The organism is Streptomyces sp. NPDC028907 (genome assembly GCF_055564995.1).
In genome coordinates, this window is the sequence record NZ_JBVHVE010000007.1 from 441,604 (window position 1) to 457,182 (window position 15,579).

Sequence of the window (15,579 nt, forward strand, 5' to 3'; positions counted from 1 at the left end):
CCGCGTCCCCCCGTGTGACCCGCTACTTGATGGACTTGATCAGTTCACCGCCGGACGTGTCCCCGCTCAGCTCCCAGAAGAAGGTCCCGCCCAGCCCCTGCTGGTTCTTGTACGTCATCTTCGCCGCGATGGTCGCGGGGGTGTCGTAACTCCACCACTGGCTCCCGCACTTGGCGTAAGCCGTGCCGCCCACGGTCCCGGTCGCCGGGCACCTGGTCTTGAGCACCTTGTAGTCCTCGATGCCCGCCTCGTAGGTGCCGGGGGCCGCCCCGGTCGCCGTGCCGCCGGGGGCCGACCGGGTGACGCCGGTCCAGCCTCGGCCGTAGAAGCCGATGCCGAGCAGCAGCTTGGACGACGGGATGCCGAGGCCCTTGAGCTTGGCGATGGTCGCCGAGGTGTGGAAGTCGGCCTTCGGGATGCCGGAGTAGGAGTTCAGCGCCGAGTGCGGAGCCGTGGGGCCGGTCGCGTCCCAGGCGCCGAAGAAGTCGTACGTCATCGGGTTGTACCAGTCGACGTACTGGGCCGCGCCCGCGTAGTTCGCCGCGTCGATCTTGCCGCCGCTCGTGGCGTCGGCCGTGATCGCCGCGGTGACCAGGTTGCCGGAGCCGAACTTGGCGCGCACCGCCGCCATCAGGTTCTTGAAGGCCTCCCGTCCGCTGGTGTCGCAGGTGGCGCCGCAGGCGTTCGGGTACTCCCAGTCGATGTCGATGCCGTCGAAGACGTCGGCCCACTTGGAGTTCTCGACCAGGTCGTAGCAGGACTGGGCGAAGGCGGCCGGATTGCGCGCGGCCTCGCCGAAGCCGGTGGACCAGGTCCAGCCGCCGAAGGACCACAGGACCTTCAGGCCCGGGTGTTTCTTCTTCAGCTCCCGCAGCTGGTTGAAGGTGCCCCGCAGCGGCTGGTCCCAGGCGTCGGCGACGCCGTCCACGGACTCGGCGGCGGTGTAGGTGCGTTCGGTCGCCGCGTAGGAGTCGCCCATCGCGCACTTGCCGCCGGTGACGTTGCCGAAGGCGTAGTTGATGTGGGTGAGCCTGGCCGCCGATCCGGACGTCTCGATGTTCTTGACGTAGTACTTGCGGTCGTACGTACCCCATTCCGTGAAGTAGCCGACGACCTTGGAGCCGGCGGCGAGCTTCGGCCTGGCGGCGGGTTCGGCGGTGGCGGTGCCCGCGCCGACGAGCAGCCCGGCGCCGAGGACGGCCGCGCACGCGGCGGAGACGAGCGCCATGAGCCGGGCGCGGGGGCGGTGCGAGAGGTGCATCGGGTGTCTCCTCGTGGGGGAGAGGGGAGCATGCTCCGATTGGCATGGACGCGCTGATGCGTTGATCCGTCACCGTAGGAGGACTAGACCAGTCAGTCAATGGTTCGGACCAATTTCGTTGCCGCGGATAACGTGCTGGATACTTCTTTTAGTGAGCGGTCGTTAACCGGTGACGCGATGCCTCCGATCGGGCATACTCACAGCGCACAGCCGCTGGTCAGCAGCTTCCGAGACCCGGAAATGCGAGCATCGGCCCGGCACCAGAGAGACCCGGCGGAGCCGCCCCACCCAAGGCGGATGCCCGCCGAAGTGCCCGACAGGGAGGATCGTCGCCATGCCCGACCGCGCCCCGCAGTCCGTGGACCGCCAACTGCCCACGGACGAGGCCCGGGATCTGATCTCGCTCGTCCGCGACATCGCGCAGCGCGAGATCGCCCCGAAGGCGGCCGAGGAGGAGGACGCCGGCCGCTTCCCGCGCGAGGTCTTCACCCTGCTCTCCGAATCGGGACTGCTCGGCCTGCCGTACGACTCCGAGTACGGCGGCGGTGACCAGCCGTACGAGGTCTACCTCCAGGTCCTCGAAGAGCTCGCCGCGGTCCGCCTCACCGTCGGCCTCGGCGTCAGCGTGCACACCCTGGCCTCCTACTCCCTCGCCGCCTACGGCACCAAGCAGCAGCAGGTCGAGCATCTGCCCGCGATGCTCGGCGGCGGGCTGCTCGGCGCGTACTGCCTCTCCGAGCCCGCGTCGGGATCGGACGCGGCCTCGCTGCGCACCAAGGCGGTACGCGACGGCGGCGACTGGGTGATCACCGGCACCAAGGCCTGGATCACCCACGGCGGCATCGCCGACTTCTACACGGTCATGGCGCGCACCGGCGAGGAGGGCCCGCGCGGGATCACCGCGTTCCTGGTGCCCGGCGACGCGGAGGGGGTGAGCGCGGCGGCGCCCGAGAAGAAGATGGGCATGAAGGGATCACCCACCGCCCAGGTCCACTTCGACGGTGTCCGGGTCGGCGACGAGCGGCGCATCGGCGACGAGGGACAGGGCTTCGCCATCGCCCTGTCCGCCCTCGACTCCGGCCGGCTCGGCATCGCGGCCTGCGCGATCGGCGTGGCCCAGGCCGCGCTGGACGAGGCGGTGACGTACGCGACCGAGCGCCGGCAGTTCGGCAAGCCCATCGCCGACTTCCAGGGCCTGCGCTTCATGCTCGCCGACATGGCGACCCAGATCGAGGCGGGCCGCGCGCTCTACCTCGCGGCGGCACGGCTGCGCGACGCGGGACGGCCGTTCGCCAAGCAGGCGGCGATGGCCAAGCTGCACTGCACCGACACCGCGATGAAGGTCACCACCGACGCCGTCCAGATCCTCGGCGGATACGGCTACACCGCGGACTTCCCGGCCGAACGCTATATGCGCGAGGCCAAGGTCCTGCAGATCGTCGAGGGCACCAATCAGATTCAGCGGATGGTCATCGCCCGTCACCTAGCAGGTCCCGAGGGACGCTGAACTGACCGTGCTTGACCGTCGGCGCCGCGAGCCGGATCCACTCCGGGTCGTGGCGCCCCGGCAGGGTGCGGCCACGGTCGGCCCAGGTGCGCATCAGCTCGCGGTAGATGGGTGGATCCGGTTGCTGCGGAGGTGCCGGCGCCAGCGATCCCGCGGGGCGCGGCACGAAGACGCGGCGCTGAGGCCCGGTCGCTGAATAGGTGGGGGGCATACCAGGGCAACGCGGAGGTGGCGGGACAAGTCACCGCCCGCGGGAATCGGGCGTGAGTTCACGGCCGTCCGGCTCCCGCTCTGGTCACCTGCCGATGCCTGACGTACCGTCAGCCCAGCCGCCTCCAGGGAGGTATGCCGTGGCCGACGACGACCGCCCCGTCGCTCTCGACGAGTACCCGGTGCACCAGGTGCCGCTGTCCATGAAGTACGTCGCGACCAGCGACCGCAACGCCTACGACCGCTGCATCTTCCACGTCCTCGACCACCAGGGACGCGCCCTGCTGATCCTCGGCCTCGGGGTGTACCCGAACGCCGGCGTGATGGACGCGTACGCGACCCTGCGCGTGAGGGACCGGCTGCACGCCGTGCGGGCGTCGGACGCCCTCGGCGCGGACCGGATGCGGCTCGCCGTCGGACCGCTGCGCATCGAGGTCGAGGAACCCCTGCGACGGCTGCGGCTGACCTGCGACGACGAGGAGTTGTCGTACGACCTCACCTGGACCGCGGACTTCCCCGCGCTCTGGGAACCCCACCACCTCCAGCGCCGTGGCGACCGGCTCACCCTCGAAGGGCGCCGCTTCGTCCAGGCCGGCGGTGTCGCGGGCGTCGTGCGCGCGGGCGGCGAGGAGTTCCGCGTCACCCCCACCGAGTGGACCGGCACCCGTGACCGCAGCTGGGGAGTGCGCCCCATACCCGGGGAGGAGGGCGGGCGGTTCGCCGAGGAGCACCCGACCGAGGGCTTCCACTGGATCTGGTGCCCGGTGCGCTTCGAGGACCGGTTCCTGATGGTGATCGTCCAGGAGGACGCCGACGGACACCGCACGCTGAGCGAGGCGACGATGGTCCGCCCCGGTCACCGTGACCGCCAACTGGGCTGGCCCCAGGCCGAGATCACCTACCGCCCCGGCACCCGCCACCCCGAACGCGCCCTCATCCACCTCGGCGACGTCCGCAAACCCGAGGAGCTCCAGGTGGAGATCCTGGCCTCCTCCCCGCTCGCCGTGGGCGCCGGCTACCCGCCCGCCGACGACTGGCAGCACGGCACCTGGCGCGGCCGGGGGTGGACGGATCGCCGTACCTACGACCTCGCCGACGCAACCGCCCACCCGCTCGCCGCGTACGGCGTCACCGACCACGCCGCGCGCTTTTGCCTCGACGACCGCGTCGGGCACGGCATCTTCGAGCACGGCTCGTTCGGACGGCACGACCCGAGCGGGTTCACGGACTTCGAGTCGGTCGCACCGTAGGGGGTTCGCTCCATGGCAGCCACGGCACCCCGTCCGCGCACCAGCACCCGCGACCCCGAGGAACTCGCCCGCCGCCTCACCGCCTGGCTCGGCACCCGGCTGCCGGGCGCCAAGGCGGTCGGCGTCACCGTTCCCGAGTCGAACGGCATGTCCAGCGAGACCCTGCTCTTCGACATCGAGCACCCCGAACCCCCGCTACACACCTGCGCGTTGCGGCTCGCGGCGGACCCGGCGGCGTACACCGTCTTCCCGGTGTACGACATGCCGCGCCAGTACCGCACGATGCGCGTCGTCGCCGAGCACACGGACGTGCCGGTGCCGAAAGTGCTCTGGCTGGAGGAGGACCCCGGTCCGCTGGGCGCGCCCTTCTTCGTCATGGAGCGCGTCGACGGCCGGGTGCCGCCTGATGTCATGCCCTACACCTACGAGGGCAACTGGCTGCACGCGGCGAGCGACGAGGAGCGCGAGCACCTGGAAGCGGCCACGATCGGGGTGCTGGCCCGGCTGCACGACCAAGTCCCGGCGGAGCAGGTCGAGTTCCTCACCCTTTCGGGCGAGGGTGACGCGCTGCGGCGACACGTCACGGCCCAACGCGGGTACTACGAATGGGTGGTTGACGGACGTGCTCGCTCACCGCTGATCGAGGACGCGTTCGCCCGCCTGGAAGAGCTGTGGCCGCGTGACCCGGGCGCACCGGTGCTCAACTGGGGCGACGCACGCATCGGGAACATCGTCTACGACGGGTTCGAACCCGCCGCCGTCCTCGACTGGGAGATGGCGGCCCTGGCACCGCGCGAGGTCGACCTCGGCTGGACGGTGTATCTGCACCGCTTCTTCCAGGATCTGACGGCCGCCTTCGGACAGCGCGGACTGCCGGACTTCCTGCGCCGCGACCGGATCGAGGCCCGCTACGCCGAACTCACCGGCCACACGCCGCACGCCATGGACTTCCACACGCTGTACGCCGCCCTGCGACACGCGATCGTCATGCTGCGGATCGCCTACCGCCAGGCCCACTTCGGCGAAGTCGCGGTACCGGCGGACCCGGACACACTGATCCTGCACCACGGCAGCCTGCGAGCCATGGTGCAGGGCAGCTACTGGAAATGAGCGATGCGAGGCCGGCGCCGTCGCGCGGAGCGGCGTGCGCTCAGGCGGCCTGCCGACGCATGACCGGGACCCTGATGGGGCGCGAGCCCGGGCCGCCGACGTGCGAGAAGGGCTGGGTCCGCCAGTTCAGCCCCTGAGGGAGCGTCAACAGGAGGGCGGTGTCCTGCTCCTGGGGCTCCAGCGACTCGTCCGCGGAGCGGGCCTCGGCGGCCCTGCGACCCGTACCCGCGCAGACCGTGAGGCCGAACGGGTTCCACGGCGAGGCGCACAGCGCGTGCTCCGGCAGGACCTCCTCGTCGGCCAGCAGGGCGATGGGCTGCGCGCAGTCCGGGCAGATCACCCGGAACATCTCGAAGGTGTCGTACGCGTCGAGTTCGTCGTCGAAGGCGTCGGGTTCGACGCCCTCCGGCTCGGGCTCGACGACTGCCTGGAGGCGCTTGGGTGCGGTTCGACCAGGGCGCTTAAGACTCTGCATTGGGTTCTCCCCCTCGGGCTGGGCCGTGACGGCACTGCGGCCTCGACCACAGCAAGCACTTCCCGCCTGCTCTCGGCGTTAATCACGGGAGCATCACGGAGGCCGTTCGGGGCCTGTGGCCTTCGTCACATGCCGCCCGCAGGTGCCCGTGGCGGCCGGTTTGTCCCCCGGTCGGCTCGCAACCGCTTGCCGCGGACATCACGAACCGGGCATGACCTGGACTCCTCAGGTATCCGAGGAGATCAAGCGCACTGTAGGTTCTTGCGCCATGGAGGAGCTGGACCGACAAATCGTGCAGCTGCTCGTCAAGGACGGGCGGATGAGCTACACCGATCTGGGCAAGGCCACGGGGTTGTCCACGTCTGCCGTGCACCAGCGGGTGCGGCGGCTGGAGCAGCGTGGCGTCATCCGGGGCTACGCCGCGGTCGTGGACCCCGAGGCCGTGGGGTTGCCCATGACCGCGTTCATCTCGGTGAAACCGTTCGATCCAAGCGCGCCGGACGACATCGCCGACCGGCTGGCCGGTGTGCCCGAAATCGAGGCCTGTCACAGCGTGGCCGGCGACGAGAACTACATCCTCAAGGTACGGGTGGCCACGCCGCACGAGCTGGAGGAACTGCTGGCCCGGCTCCGGTCGTTGGCCGGGGTGTCCACGCGGACGACGGTGGTGCTGTCCACACCGTACGAGGCGCGGCCGCCGCGGGTTTGACTGACAGGGGACTCATCGCCGTTGGGCTGTCCGTCGTTCGTCGGCTGCGGGTGTCCCGTGGCTGGTCGCGCCCACATGGCGGAGCCGCATGTCGACACAGCCCCGTGCCCCTCTGGCGGTGTTGAGGGCGCCCCGTGTTCTGAGTGCGCGGGGTGAGGCGGGAAACTGGTCTCCATGATTGCGCACAGCCCCGAGCCGAAGACCGTCCTGCTCCGTCGAGGAGAGGTCCACAGCCCCGCCGATCCCTTCGCCACCGCCATGGTCGTGGAGCGGGGGCAGGTGGCCTGGGTCGGGTCCGAGGGGGCCGCCGACGCCTTCGCCGACGGGGTGGACGATGTCGTCGACCTGGACGGTGCGCTGGTCACGCCCGCGTTCACCGATGCTCATGTGCACACCACCGCCACGGGCCTCGCCCTCACCGGTCTCGATCTGTCCGGCGCGCCCTCGCTGGAGGCGGCTCTCGGCCTCGTGCGCGAGTTCGCCGCCGCCCGGCCCGACGACCGCGTGCTCCTCGGGCACGGCTGGGACGCCGCCCGCTGGCCCGGTGGCCGCCCCCCGACGCGCGCCGAGCTCGACGAGGCCACCGGCGGCCGTCCCCTCTACCTCTCCCGGATCGACGTCCACTCCGCGGTCGTCACCACGGCCCTGCTGGACATGACACCGGGCGGCCCCGGCCCGGTCGACGGGCCGCTCGTCGCCGACGCCCATCACGCCGTACGCGCCACCGCGCTGGCCTCCATCACGCCCGCCCAGCGCGTCGAGGCCCAGCGGGCCGCGCTCGCACACGCCGCGTCCCTCGGGATCGGCACCGTCCATGAGTGCGGGGGGCCGGACATCTCCTCCGAGGACGACTTCAGCGGCCTGCTCGGGCTGGCCGGCGACGAGGCCGGGCCGCGCGTCGTCGGCTACTGGGCCGAGCAGGACGTGCGCAAGGCGCGGGAGCTGGGCGCGGTCGGCGCCGCCGGTGACCTCTTCGTCGACGGCGCCCTCGGCTCGCACACCGCCTGTCTGCACCAGCCGTACACCGACGCGGGCCACACCGGCACCGCCTACCTGGACGCGGCCGCCGTCGCCGCCCATGTCGTCGCCTGCACCGAGGCCGGCCTCCAGGCGGGCTTCCACGCGATCGGCGACGCCGCCGTGACCGCCGTCGTGGAGGGTGTGCGGGCCGCCGCCGAGAAGGCCGGCCTCGCCCGTGTCCGCGCCGCCCGGCATCGCGTCGAGCACGCCGAGATGCTCACCCCCGAGACCATCGCGGCCTTCGCCGAGCTGGGCCTGACCGCTTCCGTCCAGCCCGCCTTCGACGCGCTGTGGGGCGGCGAGGACGGCATGTACGCCCACCGCCTGGGTGCCGAACGCGCCCGCACCCTCAACCCGTTCGCGGCCCTGCTGCGCGCCGGCGTACCCCTCGCCTTCGGCTCCGACAGCCCCGTCACACCGCTCGACCCGTGGGGCACGGTCCGCGCGGCTGCCTTCCATCACACGCCCGAGCACCGGGTCTCCGTGCGCGCCGCGTTCACGGCGCACACGCGCGGCGGCTGGCGGGCGATCGGGCGCGACGACGCGGGCGTCCTGGTGCCGGGGGCGCCCGCCGACTACGCCGTGTGGCGCACCGACGAACTCGTGGTCCAGGCCCCCGACGACCGGGTCGCGCGCTGGTCCACCGACCCCCGCTCCGGCACGCCCGGACTGCCCGACCTGAGCCCGGGGCGGGACCTTCCCACCTGCCTGCGCACGGTGGTGGGCGGACGAACGGTCTTCGTACGGCCGGGCGAGTGATCTACCGGGGTGGCGCGAACCCGATCATCGCGCGCCGCCCCTTGGCGCGACCTGCGCATCCTCTGCGCTGACCAGCGAATTGGGTGAATACCCGCAGGTCAAAGGGCTGTTGACAGGCGGATGCCCGGGGCCGGTAGGTTCGGCCGGGTCCACCACCGGACGCCCGACCGGACAACCGCGGAACTTCCGGGAACCCGTCGCAACGCCGCTGGGTCAGGGACGGTGTGCCGCACCGGGGCACCGTCACTGGGAGCCAGGCTCAGTGCCAGCGCGGCGACGACGGAACGTTCCGGCCGGTTGGGGAGGTGTGACCCGGGTGGGGCCCGGGAGCTCAGTAGACAACGGCTTTCGGTCGATCCGCAGCCAGCGGGTCCCAGGTCGGCCCGAAGGGCGCCGGGCCCCCATCCGCTGCGGACGCGCGACGGCGTCCGCACACAGAAATCGCATGCATACCCCGCGCTTGTGGAATCGACACCACCATACGAACGTGCTGTCGCGTCAGCGCAGGCCGCGACCACTATGGTGGACGTCTGCGTACGGACATGAAGGGGCAGCAGTGAACGACGGCGACGGGACTCTCGGGGCACAGCACCGGGGGAGGCAGTTCGGGCCGCTCGGCACGGCGTTGGTGATCATTCCGACCTACAACGAGGCGGAGAACATCAAGAGCATCGTCGGCCGGGTCCGCAAGGCGGTCCCCGACGCGCACGTGCTGGTCGCCGACGACAACAGCCCCGACGGCACCGGCAAGCTCGCGGACGAACTGGCCGTCGAGGACGACCACGTCCAGGTCCTGCACCGCAAGGGCAAGGAGGGCCTCGGCGCCGCCTATCTCGCCGGCTTCCGCTGGGGCATCGAGCACGACTACGGCGTCCTGATCGAGATGGACGCCGACGGCTCCCACCAGCCCGAGGAACTGCCCCGTCTGCTGACCGCCCTCAAGGGTGCCGACCTCGTCCTCGGCTCCCGCTGGGTGCCCGGCGGCCGGGTCGTGAACTGGCCCAAGTCCCGCGAGTTCATCTCCCGCGGAGGCAGCCTCTACTCCCGGCTCGCCCTGGACCTGCCGCTGCGCGACATCACCGGCGGCTACCGCGCTTTCCGCCGCGAGACCCTGGAGGGCCTCGGCCTCGACGACGTCGCCTCCCAGGGCTACTGCTTCCAGGTCGACCTCGCCCGCCGCGCGGTCAAGGCCGGCTTCCATGTCGTCGAGGTGCCGATCACCTTCGTCGAGCGGGAGCTCGGTGACTCGAAGATGAGCCGGGACATCCTGGTCGAGGCGCTGTGGCGGGTCACTTCATGGGGCGCGCGGGAGCGGGTCGGCAAACTGGTGAGCCGTACGAAACCGTCGTCACCGCCCCGGCAGCCGTAGCTCCGGCCCTCCGGTCCCGCTCGTCACGTCCCCTTATCCCGCTCTGAGCCGGGCCCAGGCACACTGGACGCATGACGACTGGCGCACCGACCCCCACCTACCCCGCCCGGCCCCGACGTTCCCGGCTGCGCACGTTCCTGCCGCTGGGTGTCGCCGCCTGGCTGGTGCTGGAGATCTGGCTGCTCACCGTGGTCGCGGGCGCGACGAGCGGGTTCGTGGTGTTCCTGCTGCTGCTCGCCGGTCTCGTGCTCGGCTCGGTGGTGATCAAGCGGGCGGGCCGACGCGCCTTCCAGGCCCTGAACGAGGCGCTTCAGCGCGGCGGCACCCCGACCAGTGGTGGTGGCAACGGCCTGATGATGCTGGGCGGCCTGCTGATCATGCTGCCGGGCCTGGTCTCGGACGCGCTGGGGCTGCTCCTGCTGATTCCTCCGGTCCAGAAGGCGCTGAGCCGTCGGGCGGAGCGGACGTTCGAGCGGAAGCTGCGCGAGGCGACCCCGGGTTCGTTCGGTGACGCCTTCCAGCAGGCCCGTATGCACCGCCCCGACGGCAAGGTCGTCCAGGGCGAGGTCATCAGGGAGGAGCCGGGGGACGCCCCGCAGGAGCCGAGGCCGCCGCTGACGCGGTGACGCGTCAAAAGAGCCCGGCGCCACTGAGCGCCGGGCTTCTTTCTTCTAAGGGCACGCCAAACCGCGGGCGTCGTACGTCACCTTCACGTACGACGCCCGCGGTTACGCGTTGCCTGGTGGTTCCGCCCAAGCCCCGCGGGGGCTAAGCGGACTTCCGGCTGTCCCGGGGGTGAACCGCGATGTTCATCGCCCCGGAGCGGAGAACGGCGAGCCGTTCCTCGAGGACCTCTTCGAGTTCCTCGCGGGTACGCCGCTCCATCAGCATGTCCCAATGTGTACGCGCGGGCTTGGCCTTCTTCTCCTCAGGGCCGTCGCCGTCCACGAGGAGTGCCTGGGCCCCGCAGACCTTGCACTCCCACTCCGGCGGGATCTCCGCCTCGACCGAGAAGGGCATCTCGAACCGGTGCCCCTTCTCGCATGCGTACTCCACGGCCTGGCGCGGGGCCAGGTCGATGCCGCGGTCCGTCTCGTAGCTGGTCACCACGAGGCGCGTGCCGCGAAGAGCTCGCTCACTCATGAATCGTGCCTCCCGGGCTTGTCGCCCACAGGACAGGTGTCGCTGTCGTCGTCATCCGGTCAACGTCCGGTCGGCGGTAAAGATTCCCGATCGGTGTCCCGTTCCGGGTGATGCGTCGCCGTCGTAGCCGCAGCCTTGCTGACCAATGTCGTACCCACCGGCGCCCGGTTTGTCACATCTGCTAGCAGATGTAACCCAGCGTTTCGGCATCTTTGACGCGCAGTAACGGTACGCCTGGCAGGCCAAACGCGTACACTACCGCCCTTTCAGTCGGAACGCTAAATCGTGCTCGGCACCGGATTGCCCGCGTCGCTGATCGCCCGGCGCACCGGAACCCTCGCGAGCAGGGCGAATCCGAGGACGAAGAAGGCCACGAGCGAGATGATCGCGTCTCGATAACTTCCGGTCAGCTGGTAGGTGAGCCCGAACAGCAGCGGGCCCAGCCAGCTCATGCCGCGGTCGCTCATCTCGTACGCCGAGAAGTATTCGGCCTCCTTCCCCGGCGGGACGAGATGGGAGAACAGGGACCGGGACAGGGCCTGGCTGCCGCCGAGGACCAACCCGATGCCGGCGGCCAGCACGAAGAACCACACGGGCGCCCCGGCCGGCAGGAAGTACCCGGCCGCCAGCGTCACCGTCCACGCGATCAGCGAGCCGAGAATCGTCCGCTTGGCGCCGTACGTCCGGGCCAGCCGCCCCATCGTCAGCGCCCCCACCACCGCCAGCACCTGGACCAGCAGGACGGCGCCGATGAGCGTCGACTGGCCGAGGCCGAGCTCCTCGGAGCCGTACACCGACGCCTGGGAGATGACGGTCTGGATGCCGTCGTTGTAGATCAGGTAGGCGAGGAGGAAGGCGAGCGTCAGCGGGTGGCGGCGCATGTCGCGGACGGTTGCCGCGAGCTGCCGGAAGCCCATGGCCGTCTGCTTCCTCCCGGGAGGTGCTTCTTCCCCGGCCTCGCTTCGGGCGCGACGATCGCGCAGCCGTCGTAGCGGGATGAGCGCGAAGGCGCCCCACCACAGGCCCGCCGACGCGAGACAGATGCGGACCGCCGTGCTCTCGGAGACGCCGAAGGAGTCGTGCGCCAGATACAGGACCAGGTTCACGATCAGCATCAGGGAGCCCGACGCGTAGCCGAAGGCCCAGCCCCGGGAGGAGACCGCGTCGCGTTCCTCGGGCGGGGCGATCTGCGGGAGGTAGGAGTTGTAGAGCATCATCGCGACCGACTGGGCCGCGTTCGCGACGATCAGCAGGACCCCGCCGAGCAGATAGCGGTCGCCGTCCAGGAAGAACATGGCCGTGGTGGCCGCGGCTCCCGTGTAGGCGGCGGCTCCGAGAAGGGGCTTCTTGCGGCCGGTGCGGTCGGCCGCCGCACCCACCAGGGGCATCACCAGGACGGCCACGATCACCGACAGGGACACCGAGTACGCGAAGAACGACCCCGCGCGCACCGGGATGCCCAAGGGGTGGACGAACCCGTCCGCGTCCGCCGCCTTCTCGGCGACCGACGTCAGATACGGGCCCAGGAACACGGTGAGCACGCTCGTCGAGTAGACCGAGCACGCCCAGTCGTAGAAGTACCAGCCGCGCTGCTCGCGCAGCCGTCCGGCGGCCTCGTCGGCCGGCTCTGTCCGCACGGTTCCGCTGCCCACCGCGCCCTCGCTTCCCCGTGAAGATCCCGCGCGCGGGTGGGGACGGGGGCGGGGGTCAGACCCAGACGCCGCGGTCCTCCATGACCTTGCGCAATGTGTCGATGTGATCGGTCATGATGCCATCGACTCCCAGGTCCAGGAGCCGGTGCATCACCTCGGGATCATTGATGGTCCACACGTGCACCTGAAGCCCGCGCGCGTGGGCGGCCCGTACGAAGCGGTGGTCCACCACCTGGATCCCGGACTGCGCCTCGGGCACCTGGGCGGCGACCGCCGAGCGGCGCAGCGCGGCCGGGACGCCCCAGGAGCGCAGCCGCAGATTGAGCACGCCCCGGGTGCCGTACGACGTCGCCAGGCGCGGCCCGGCCAGGCGCTGGGCGCGGATGACGCGGGCCTCGGAGAAGGAGCCGACGCAGACGCGGTCCCAGGCGTTCGCGCGCTCGATCAGATCGAGGAAGGGATGGAGCGCCGGCTCCGCCTTGAGGTCGACGTTCCAGCGGACCTCCGGGAAGGTCTCCAGCAACTCCTCGAAGAGGGGCACCGGCTCCTTGCCGCCCACGCGCGCGTGCCGTACGTCGTCCCAGGGCAGGTCCGCGATCCGGCCCGCCCCGTCGGTCACCCGGTCCAGGGTGGAGTCGTGGAACGCGACGAGCCTGCCGTCGCGCGTGGTGTGGACGTCGGTCTCGATGTACCGATAGCCCAGCTCCACCGCGCGCCGGAACTGGAGCACGGTGTTCTCCAGGCCGTCGGCGGCGCCGCCCCGGTGGGCGAAGGGGATCGGGCCGGGGTGGTCGAGGTAGGGGTGGCGTATCCGCGTGGTGCTCACGGACGCAGTATCGCTCCCCGGGGTTGCCCGGTGGCAACGACCGTGCTGTCCGATGCCGACGGGACGGCGAACACGCGCAGGAAGAGCTGGGCGAGCGGGCCGATGGACACCGCGTAGAGGACCGTGCCGACGCCGACCGTGCCGCCCAGGGCGAAGCCGGTCACGACGACCGCGACCTCGACAGCCGTGCGCATCAGGCGGATCGAGCGGCCGGTGCGCTGGTGCAGGCCGGTCATCAGGCCGTCGCGGGGACCGGGGCCGAAGCGGGCGGCGATGTAGAGACCGGTGGCCAAGCCGTTGAGCAGGATGCCGGCCAGGAGGAGCGGGATCCGTACGGCCAGGGTGTGGGTCTCGGGCAGCAGGGCGAGCGTGCCGTCCATGGCGAGGCCGACGACGAAGACGTTGGAGACGGTGCCGAGGCCGGGGCGCTGGCGCAGTGGGATCCACAGGAGCAGCACGGCCGCGCCGACGATGATCGACACGACGCCGATCGTCAGGCCGGTCCGTTCGGCGAGGCCCTGGTGCAGCACGTTCCAGGGCTCCAGGCCCAGGCCCGCCTCGACGAGCAGCGCCGAGCTCGCGCCGTACAGCGCGAGCCCGGCGTAGAGCTGTGACAGCCGCCGTAGGAGATGGCCGTGTGTGAGCCGTCTCGTGGGATGCCCCTGCGTGGACAAGGCGTGCCCCCCTGTGGTGGTAGTGGACTGATGCGTGACACCCTGTGGCTTGGGAGGCGGCGCCCTCCATGGCCAATTCGGGGAAGGTGGACTGGAATCATGGCGCAGTGGACTTCCGCAGTGGGGGCCGCGCAGCTCGCCCGGCTGCTCACCTCGCAGCAGGACCGCCCCGCCGGCCCCGGCACCAAGCGCCCACCCGCGTACCGTTCCCTCGCCGACGGCATCCGGCTGCTCGTCCTGGAGGGCCGCGTCCCGGTCGCCGCGCGGCTGCCCGCCGAGCGGGAACTGGCCCTCGCCCTGTCGGTGAGCCGTACGACCGTGGCCGCCGCGTACGAGGCGCTGCGCACCGAGGGGTTCCTGGAGTCGCGTCGCGGGGCCGGGAGCTGGACGGCCGTACCGGCCGGGAACCCGCTGCCCGCCCGTGGTCTGGAGCCGCTGCCGCCCGAGGCGCTGGGCTCGATGATCGACCTGGGCACCGCGGCGCTGCCCGCGCCCGAGCCCTGGCTGACCCGTGCCGTCCAGGGCGCCCTGGAGGAACTGCCCCCGTACGCCCACACCCACGGCGACTATCCGGCCGGGCTGCCCGCGCTGCGCGCGATGATCGCCGACCGGTACTCGGCGCGCGGGATCGCGACCATGCCCGAGCAGATCATGGTGACGACCGGCGCGATGGGCGCCATGGACGCGATCTGCCATCTGTTCGCGGGGCGCGGTGAGCGGATCGCGGTCGAGTCGCCGTCGTACGCCAACATCCTCCAGCTGATGCGGGAGGCGGGCGCCCGGCTCGTGCCCGTCGCCATGGCCGAGGGGCTGGCCGGCTGGGACGTGGACCGGTGGCGGCAGGTGCTGCGGGAGGCCGCGCCCCGGCTCGCCTATGTCGTCGCCGACTTCCACAACCCGACCGGGGCGCTGGCCGACGAGGACCAGCGGCGGCGGCTGGTCGACGCGGCGCGGTCCGCGGGGACGGTGCTCGTCGCCGACGAGACGATGAGCGAGCTGTGGCTCGATCCGGACGTGGAGATGCCGCGCGCGGTGTGCGCCTTCGACCCCGCCGGATCGACCGTCATCACCGTCGGCTCGGCCAGCAAGGCCTTCTGGGCGGGGATGCGGATCGGCTGGGTGCGGGCGGCTCCGGACGTGATCCGCAGCCTCGTGGCCGCGCGCGCCTACGCCGACCTCGGCACGCCGGTGCTGGAGCAGCTGGCCGTGAACTGGCTGTTCGGCACCGGGGGTTGGGAACAGGCGGTGGAGCTGCGGCGTGGGCAGGCCCGGGAGAACCGGGACGCGCTCGTCACGGCGGTGCGGCGGGAGCTGCCCGGCTGGGAGTTCGAGGTGCCGCGGGGCGGGCTCACGCTGTGGGTCCGGACGGGCGGCCTTTCGGGCTCACGGCTCGCCGAAGTCGGGGAGCGGGTGGGCGTACGGGTGCCGTCCGGGCCCCGGTTCGGGGTGGACGGGGCCTTCGAGGGGTATGTGCGGCTGCCGTTCACCGTCGGTGGCGCGGTGGCGGAAGAGGCCGCGGTGCGGCTGGCGGCCGCCGCGCGGTTGGTGGAGAGCGGGGCGACCGGGGCGGGGGAGTCGGTCCGGCCGTTCGTCGCGTGACGCGCCCGGCGTGCG

The 15,579-nt window shown here is 71.5% G+C and carries 15 protein-coding genes; 8 read left to right on the forward strand and 7 right to left on the reverse strand.

Features of this window, described 5'->3' with window-relative positions:
• Positions 1-22: 22 nt before the first annotated feature.
• The gene (locus tag ACZ4UU_RS24160; RefSeq protein ID WP_471905439.1) at positions 23-1,261 is read right to left on the reverse strand and encodes a glycoside hydrolase family 18 protein; all 1,239 of its coding nucleotides are present in this window, start codon (positions 1,259-1,261) and stop codon (positions 23-25) included.
• A gap of 334 nt (positions 1,262-1,595) precedes the next feature.
• Here ACZ4UU_RS24160 and ACZ4UU_RS24165 point away from each other — a divergent pair, with 334 nt between their 5' ends.
• Entirely contained in the window at positions 1,596-2,768 is a 1,173-nt protein-coding gene (locus ACZ4UU_RS24165; RefSeq protein ID WP_471905440.1) for an acyl-CoA dehydrogenase family protein, read from the forward strand.
• On the opposite strand, the gene ACZ4UU_RS24170 is transcribed toward ACZ4UU_RS24165, so the two are convergent.
• Entirely contained in the window at positions 2,731-2,979 is a 249-nt protein-coding gene (locus ACZ4UU_RS24170; protein WP_471905441.1) for a hypothetical protein, read from the reverse strand. The genes ACZ4UU_RS24165 and ACZ4UU_RS24170 overlap by 38 nt on opposite strands.
• A 94-nt stretch (positions 2,980-3,073) precedes the next feature.
• Here ACZ4UU_RS24170 and ACZ4UU_RS24175 point away from each other — a divergent pair, with 94 nt between their 5' ends.
• On the forward strand, positions 3,074-4,228 hold the full coding sequence (locus tag ACZ4UU_RS24175; protein ID WP_471905442.1) for an Rv3169 family protein: 1,155 nt from the start codon (positions 3,074-3,076) through the stop codon (positions 4,226-4,228).
• A 12-nt stretch (positions 4,229-4,240) separates the two neighbouring features.
• A complete protein-coding gene (locus ACZ4UU_RS24180) occupies positions 4,241-5,338 on the forward strand; it encodes a phosphotransferase family protein (protein ID WP_471905443.1) in 1,098 nt (365 codons plus the stop codon).
• Positions 5,339-5,378: 40 nt separating this feature from the next.
• Here ACZ4UU_RS24180 and ACZ4UU_RS24185 read toward each other — a convergent pair whose 3' ends face one another.
• Positions 5,379-5,813: a hypothetical protein gene (locus ACZ4UU_RS24185; RefSeq protein WP_471905444.1), complete on the reverse strand. Its 435-nt coding sequence runs from the start codon at positions 5,811-5,813 to the stop codon at positions 5,379-5,381.
• 268 nt (positions 5,814-6,081) lie between these two features.
• Here ACZ4UU_RS24185 and ACZ4UU_RS24190 point away from each other — a divergent pair, with 268 nt between their 5' ends.
• The 4 genes from ACZ4UU_RS24190 to fxsA all read left to right on the forward strand — a co-directional run bounded on the left by ACZ4UU_RS24190 (position 6,082) and on the right by fxsA (position 10,296).
• On the forward strand, positions 6,082-6,522 hold the full coding sequence (locus ACZ4UU_RS24190; RefSeq protein WP_016434164.1) for an Lrp/AsnC family transcriptional regulator: 441 nt from the start codon (positions 6,082-6,084) through the stop codon (positions 6,520-6,522).
• Positions 6,523-6,696: 174 nt separating this feature from the next.
• Complete coding sequence (locus tag ACZ4UU_RS24195; RefSeq protein WP_471905445.1) at positions 6,697-8,301, forward strand: amidohydrolase; 1,605 nt, start codon at positions 6,697-6,699, stop codon at positions 8,299-8,301.
• A gap of 556 nt (positions 8,302-8,857) precedes the next feature.
• Positions 8,858-9,670, forward strand: a complete 813-nt coding sequence (locus tag ACZ4UU_RS24200; protein ID WP_471905446.1) for a polyprenol monophosphomannose synthase — start codon at positions 8,858-8,860, stop codon at positions 9,668-9,670.
• Positions 9,671-9,741: 71 nt separating this feature from the next.
• The gene (fxsA, locus tag ACZ4UU_RS24205; RefSeq protein WP_471905447.1) at positions 9,742-10,296 is read left to right on the forward strand and encodes an FxsA family membrane protein; all 555 of its coding nucleotides are present in this window, start codon (positions 9,742-9,744) and stop codon (positions 10,294-10,296) included.
• A gap of 142 nt (positions 10,297-10,438) precedes the next feature.
• Here the strand turns inward: fxsA and ACZ4UU_RS24210 are convergent, their stop codons facing one another.
• The 4 genes from ACZ4UU_RS24210 to yczE all read right to left on the reverse strand — a co-directional run bounded on the left by ACZ4UU_RS24210 (position 10,439) and on the right by yczE (position 13,965).
• On the reverse strand, positions 10,439-10,813 hold the full coding sequence (locus tag ACZ4UU_RS24210; protein ID WP_003977404.1) for an RNA polymerase-binding protein RbpA: 375 nt from the start codon (positions 10,811-10,813) through the stop codon (positions 10,439-10,441).
• Between the two features lie 278 nt (positions 10,814-11,091).
• The gene (locus ACZ4UU_RS24215; protein ID WP_471905448.1) at positions 11,092-12,465 is read right to left on the reverse strand and encodes an MFS transporter; all 1,374 of its coding nucleotides are present in this window, start codon (positions 12,463-12,465) and stop codon (positions 11,092-11,094) included.
• A gap of 55 nt (positions 12,466-12,520) precedes the next feature.
• The gene (locus ACZ4UU_RS24220) at positions 12,521-13,291 is read right to left on the reverse strand and encodes a glycerophosphodiester phosphodiesterase (protein ID WP_471905449.1); all 771 of its coding nucleotides are present in this window, start codon (positions 13,289-13,291) and stop codon (positions 12,521-12,523) included.
• On the reverse strand, positions 13,288-13,965 hold the full coding sequence (yczE, locus tag ACZ4UU_RS24225) for a membrane protein YczE (protein WP_471905450.1): 678 nt from the start codon (positions 13,963-13,965) through the stop codon (positions 13,288-13,290). The genes ACZ4UU_RS24220 and yczE overlap by 4 nt, the downstream gene beginning before the upstream one ends.
• A gap of 99 nt (positions 13,966-14,064) precedes the next feature.
• Here yczE and ACZ4UU_RS24230 point away from each other — a divergent pair, with 99 nt between their 5' ends.
• Positions 14,065-15,564 carry an SCO1417 family PLP biosynthesis transcription factor gene (locus tag ACZ4UU_RS24230; RefSeq protein WP_471905451.1) on the forward strand — a complete coding sequence of 500 codons (1,500 nt, stop codon included), beginning with the start codon at positions 14,065-14,067 and terminating at the stop codon, positions 15,562-15,564.
• Positions 15,565-15,579: the final 15 nt, after the last annotated feature.

Bases quoted from the DNA above. Each gene is read 5' to 3' on its own strand.
- ACZ4UU_RS24185 (WP_471905444.1), bottom strand. From the start codon at position 5,813: ATGCAGAGTCTTAAGCGCCCTGGTCGAACCGCACCCAAGCGCCTCCAG.
- ACZ4UU_RS24195 (WP_471905445.1), top strand. From the start codon at position 6,697: ATGATTGCGCACAGCCCCGAGCCGAAGACCGTCCTGCTCCGTCGAGGA.
- fxsA (WP_471905447.1), top strand. From the start codon at position 9,742: ATGACGACTGGCGCACCGACCCCCACCTACCCCGCCCGGCCCCGACGT.
- ACZ4UU_RS24230 (WP_471905451.1), top strand. From the start codon at position 14,065: ATGGCGCAGTGGACTTCCGCAGTGGGGGCCGCGCAGCTCGCCCGGCTG.
- ACZ4UU_RS24165 (WP_471905440.1), top strand. From the start codon at position 1,596: ATGCCCGACCGCGCCCCGCAGTCCGTGGACCGCCAACTGCCCACGGAC.
- ACZ4UU_RS24170 (WP_471905441.1), bottom strand. From the start codon at position 2,979: ATGCCCCCCACCTATTCAGCGACCGGGCCTCAGCGCCGCGTCTTCGTG.
- ACZ4UU_RS24210 (WP_003977404.1), bottom strand. From the start codon at position 10,813: ATGAGTGAGCGAGCTCTTCGCGGCACGCGCCTCGTGGTGACCAGCTAC.
- ACZ4UU_RS24160 (WP_471905439.1), bottom strand. From the start codon at position 1,261: ATGCACCTCTCGCACCGCCCCCGCGCCCGGCTCATGGCGCTCGTCTCC.
- ACZ4UU_RS24190 (WP_016434164.1), top strand. From the start codon at position 6,082: ATGGAGGAGCTGGACCGACAAATCGTGCAGCTGCTCGTCAAGGACGGG.
- ACZ4UU_RS24175 (WP_471905442.1), top strand. From the start codon at position 3,074: ATGCCTGACGTACCGTCAGCCCAGCCGCCTCCAGGGAGGTATGCCGTG.
- ACZ4UU_RS24180 (WP_471905443.1), top strand. From the start codon at position 4,241: ATGGCAGCCACGGCACCCCGTCCGCGCACCAGCACCCGCGACCCCGAG.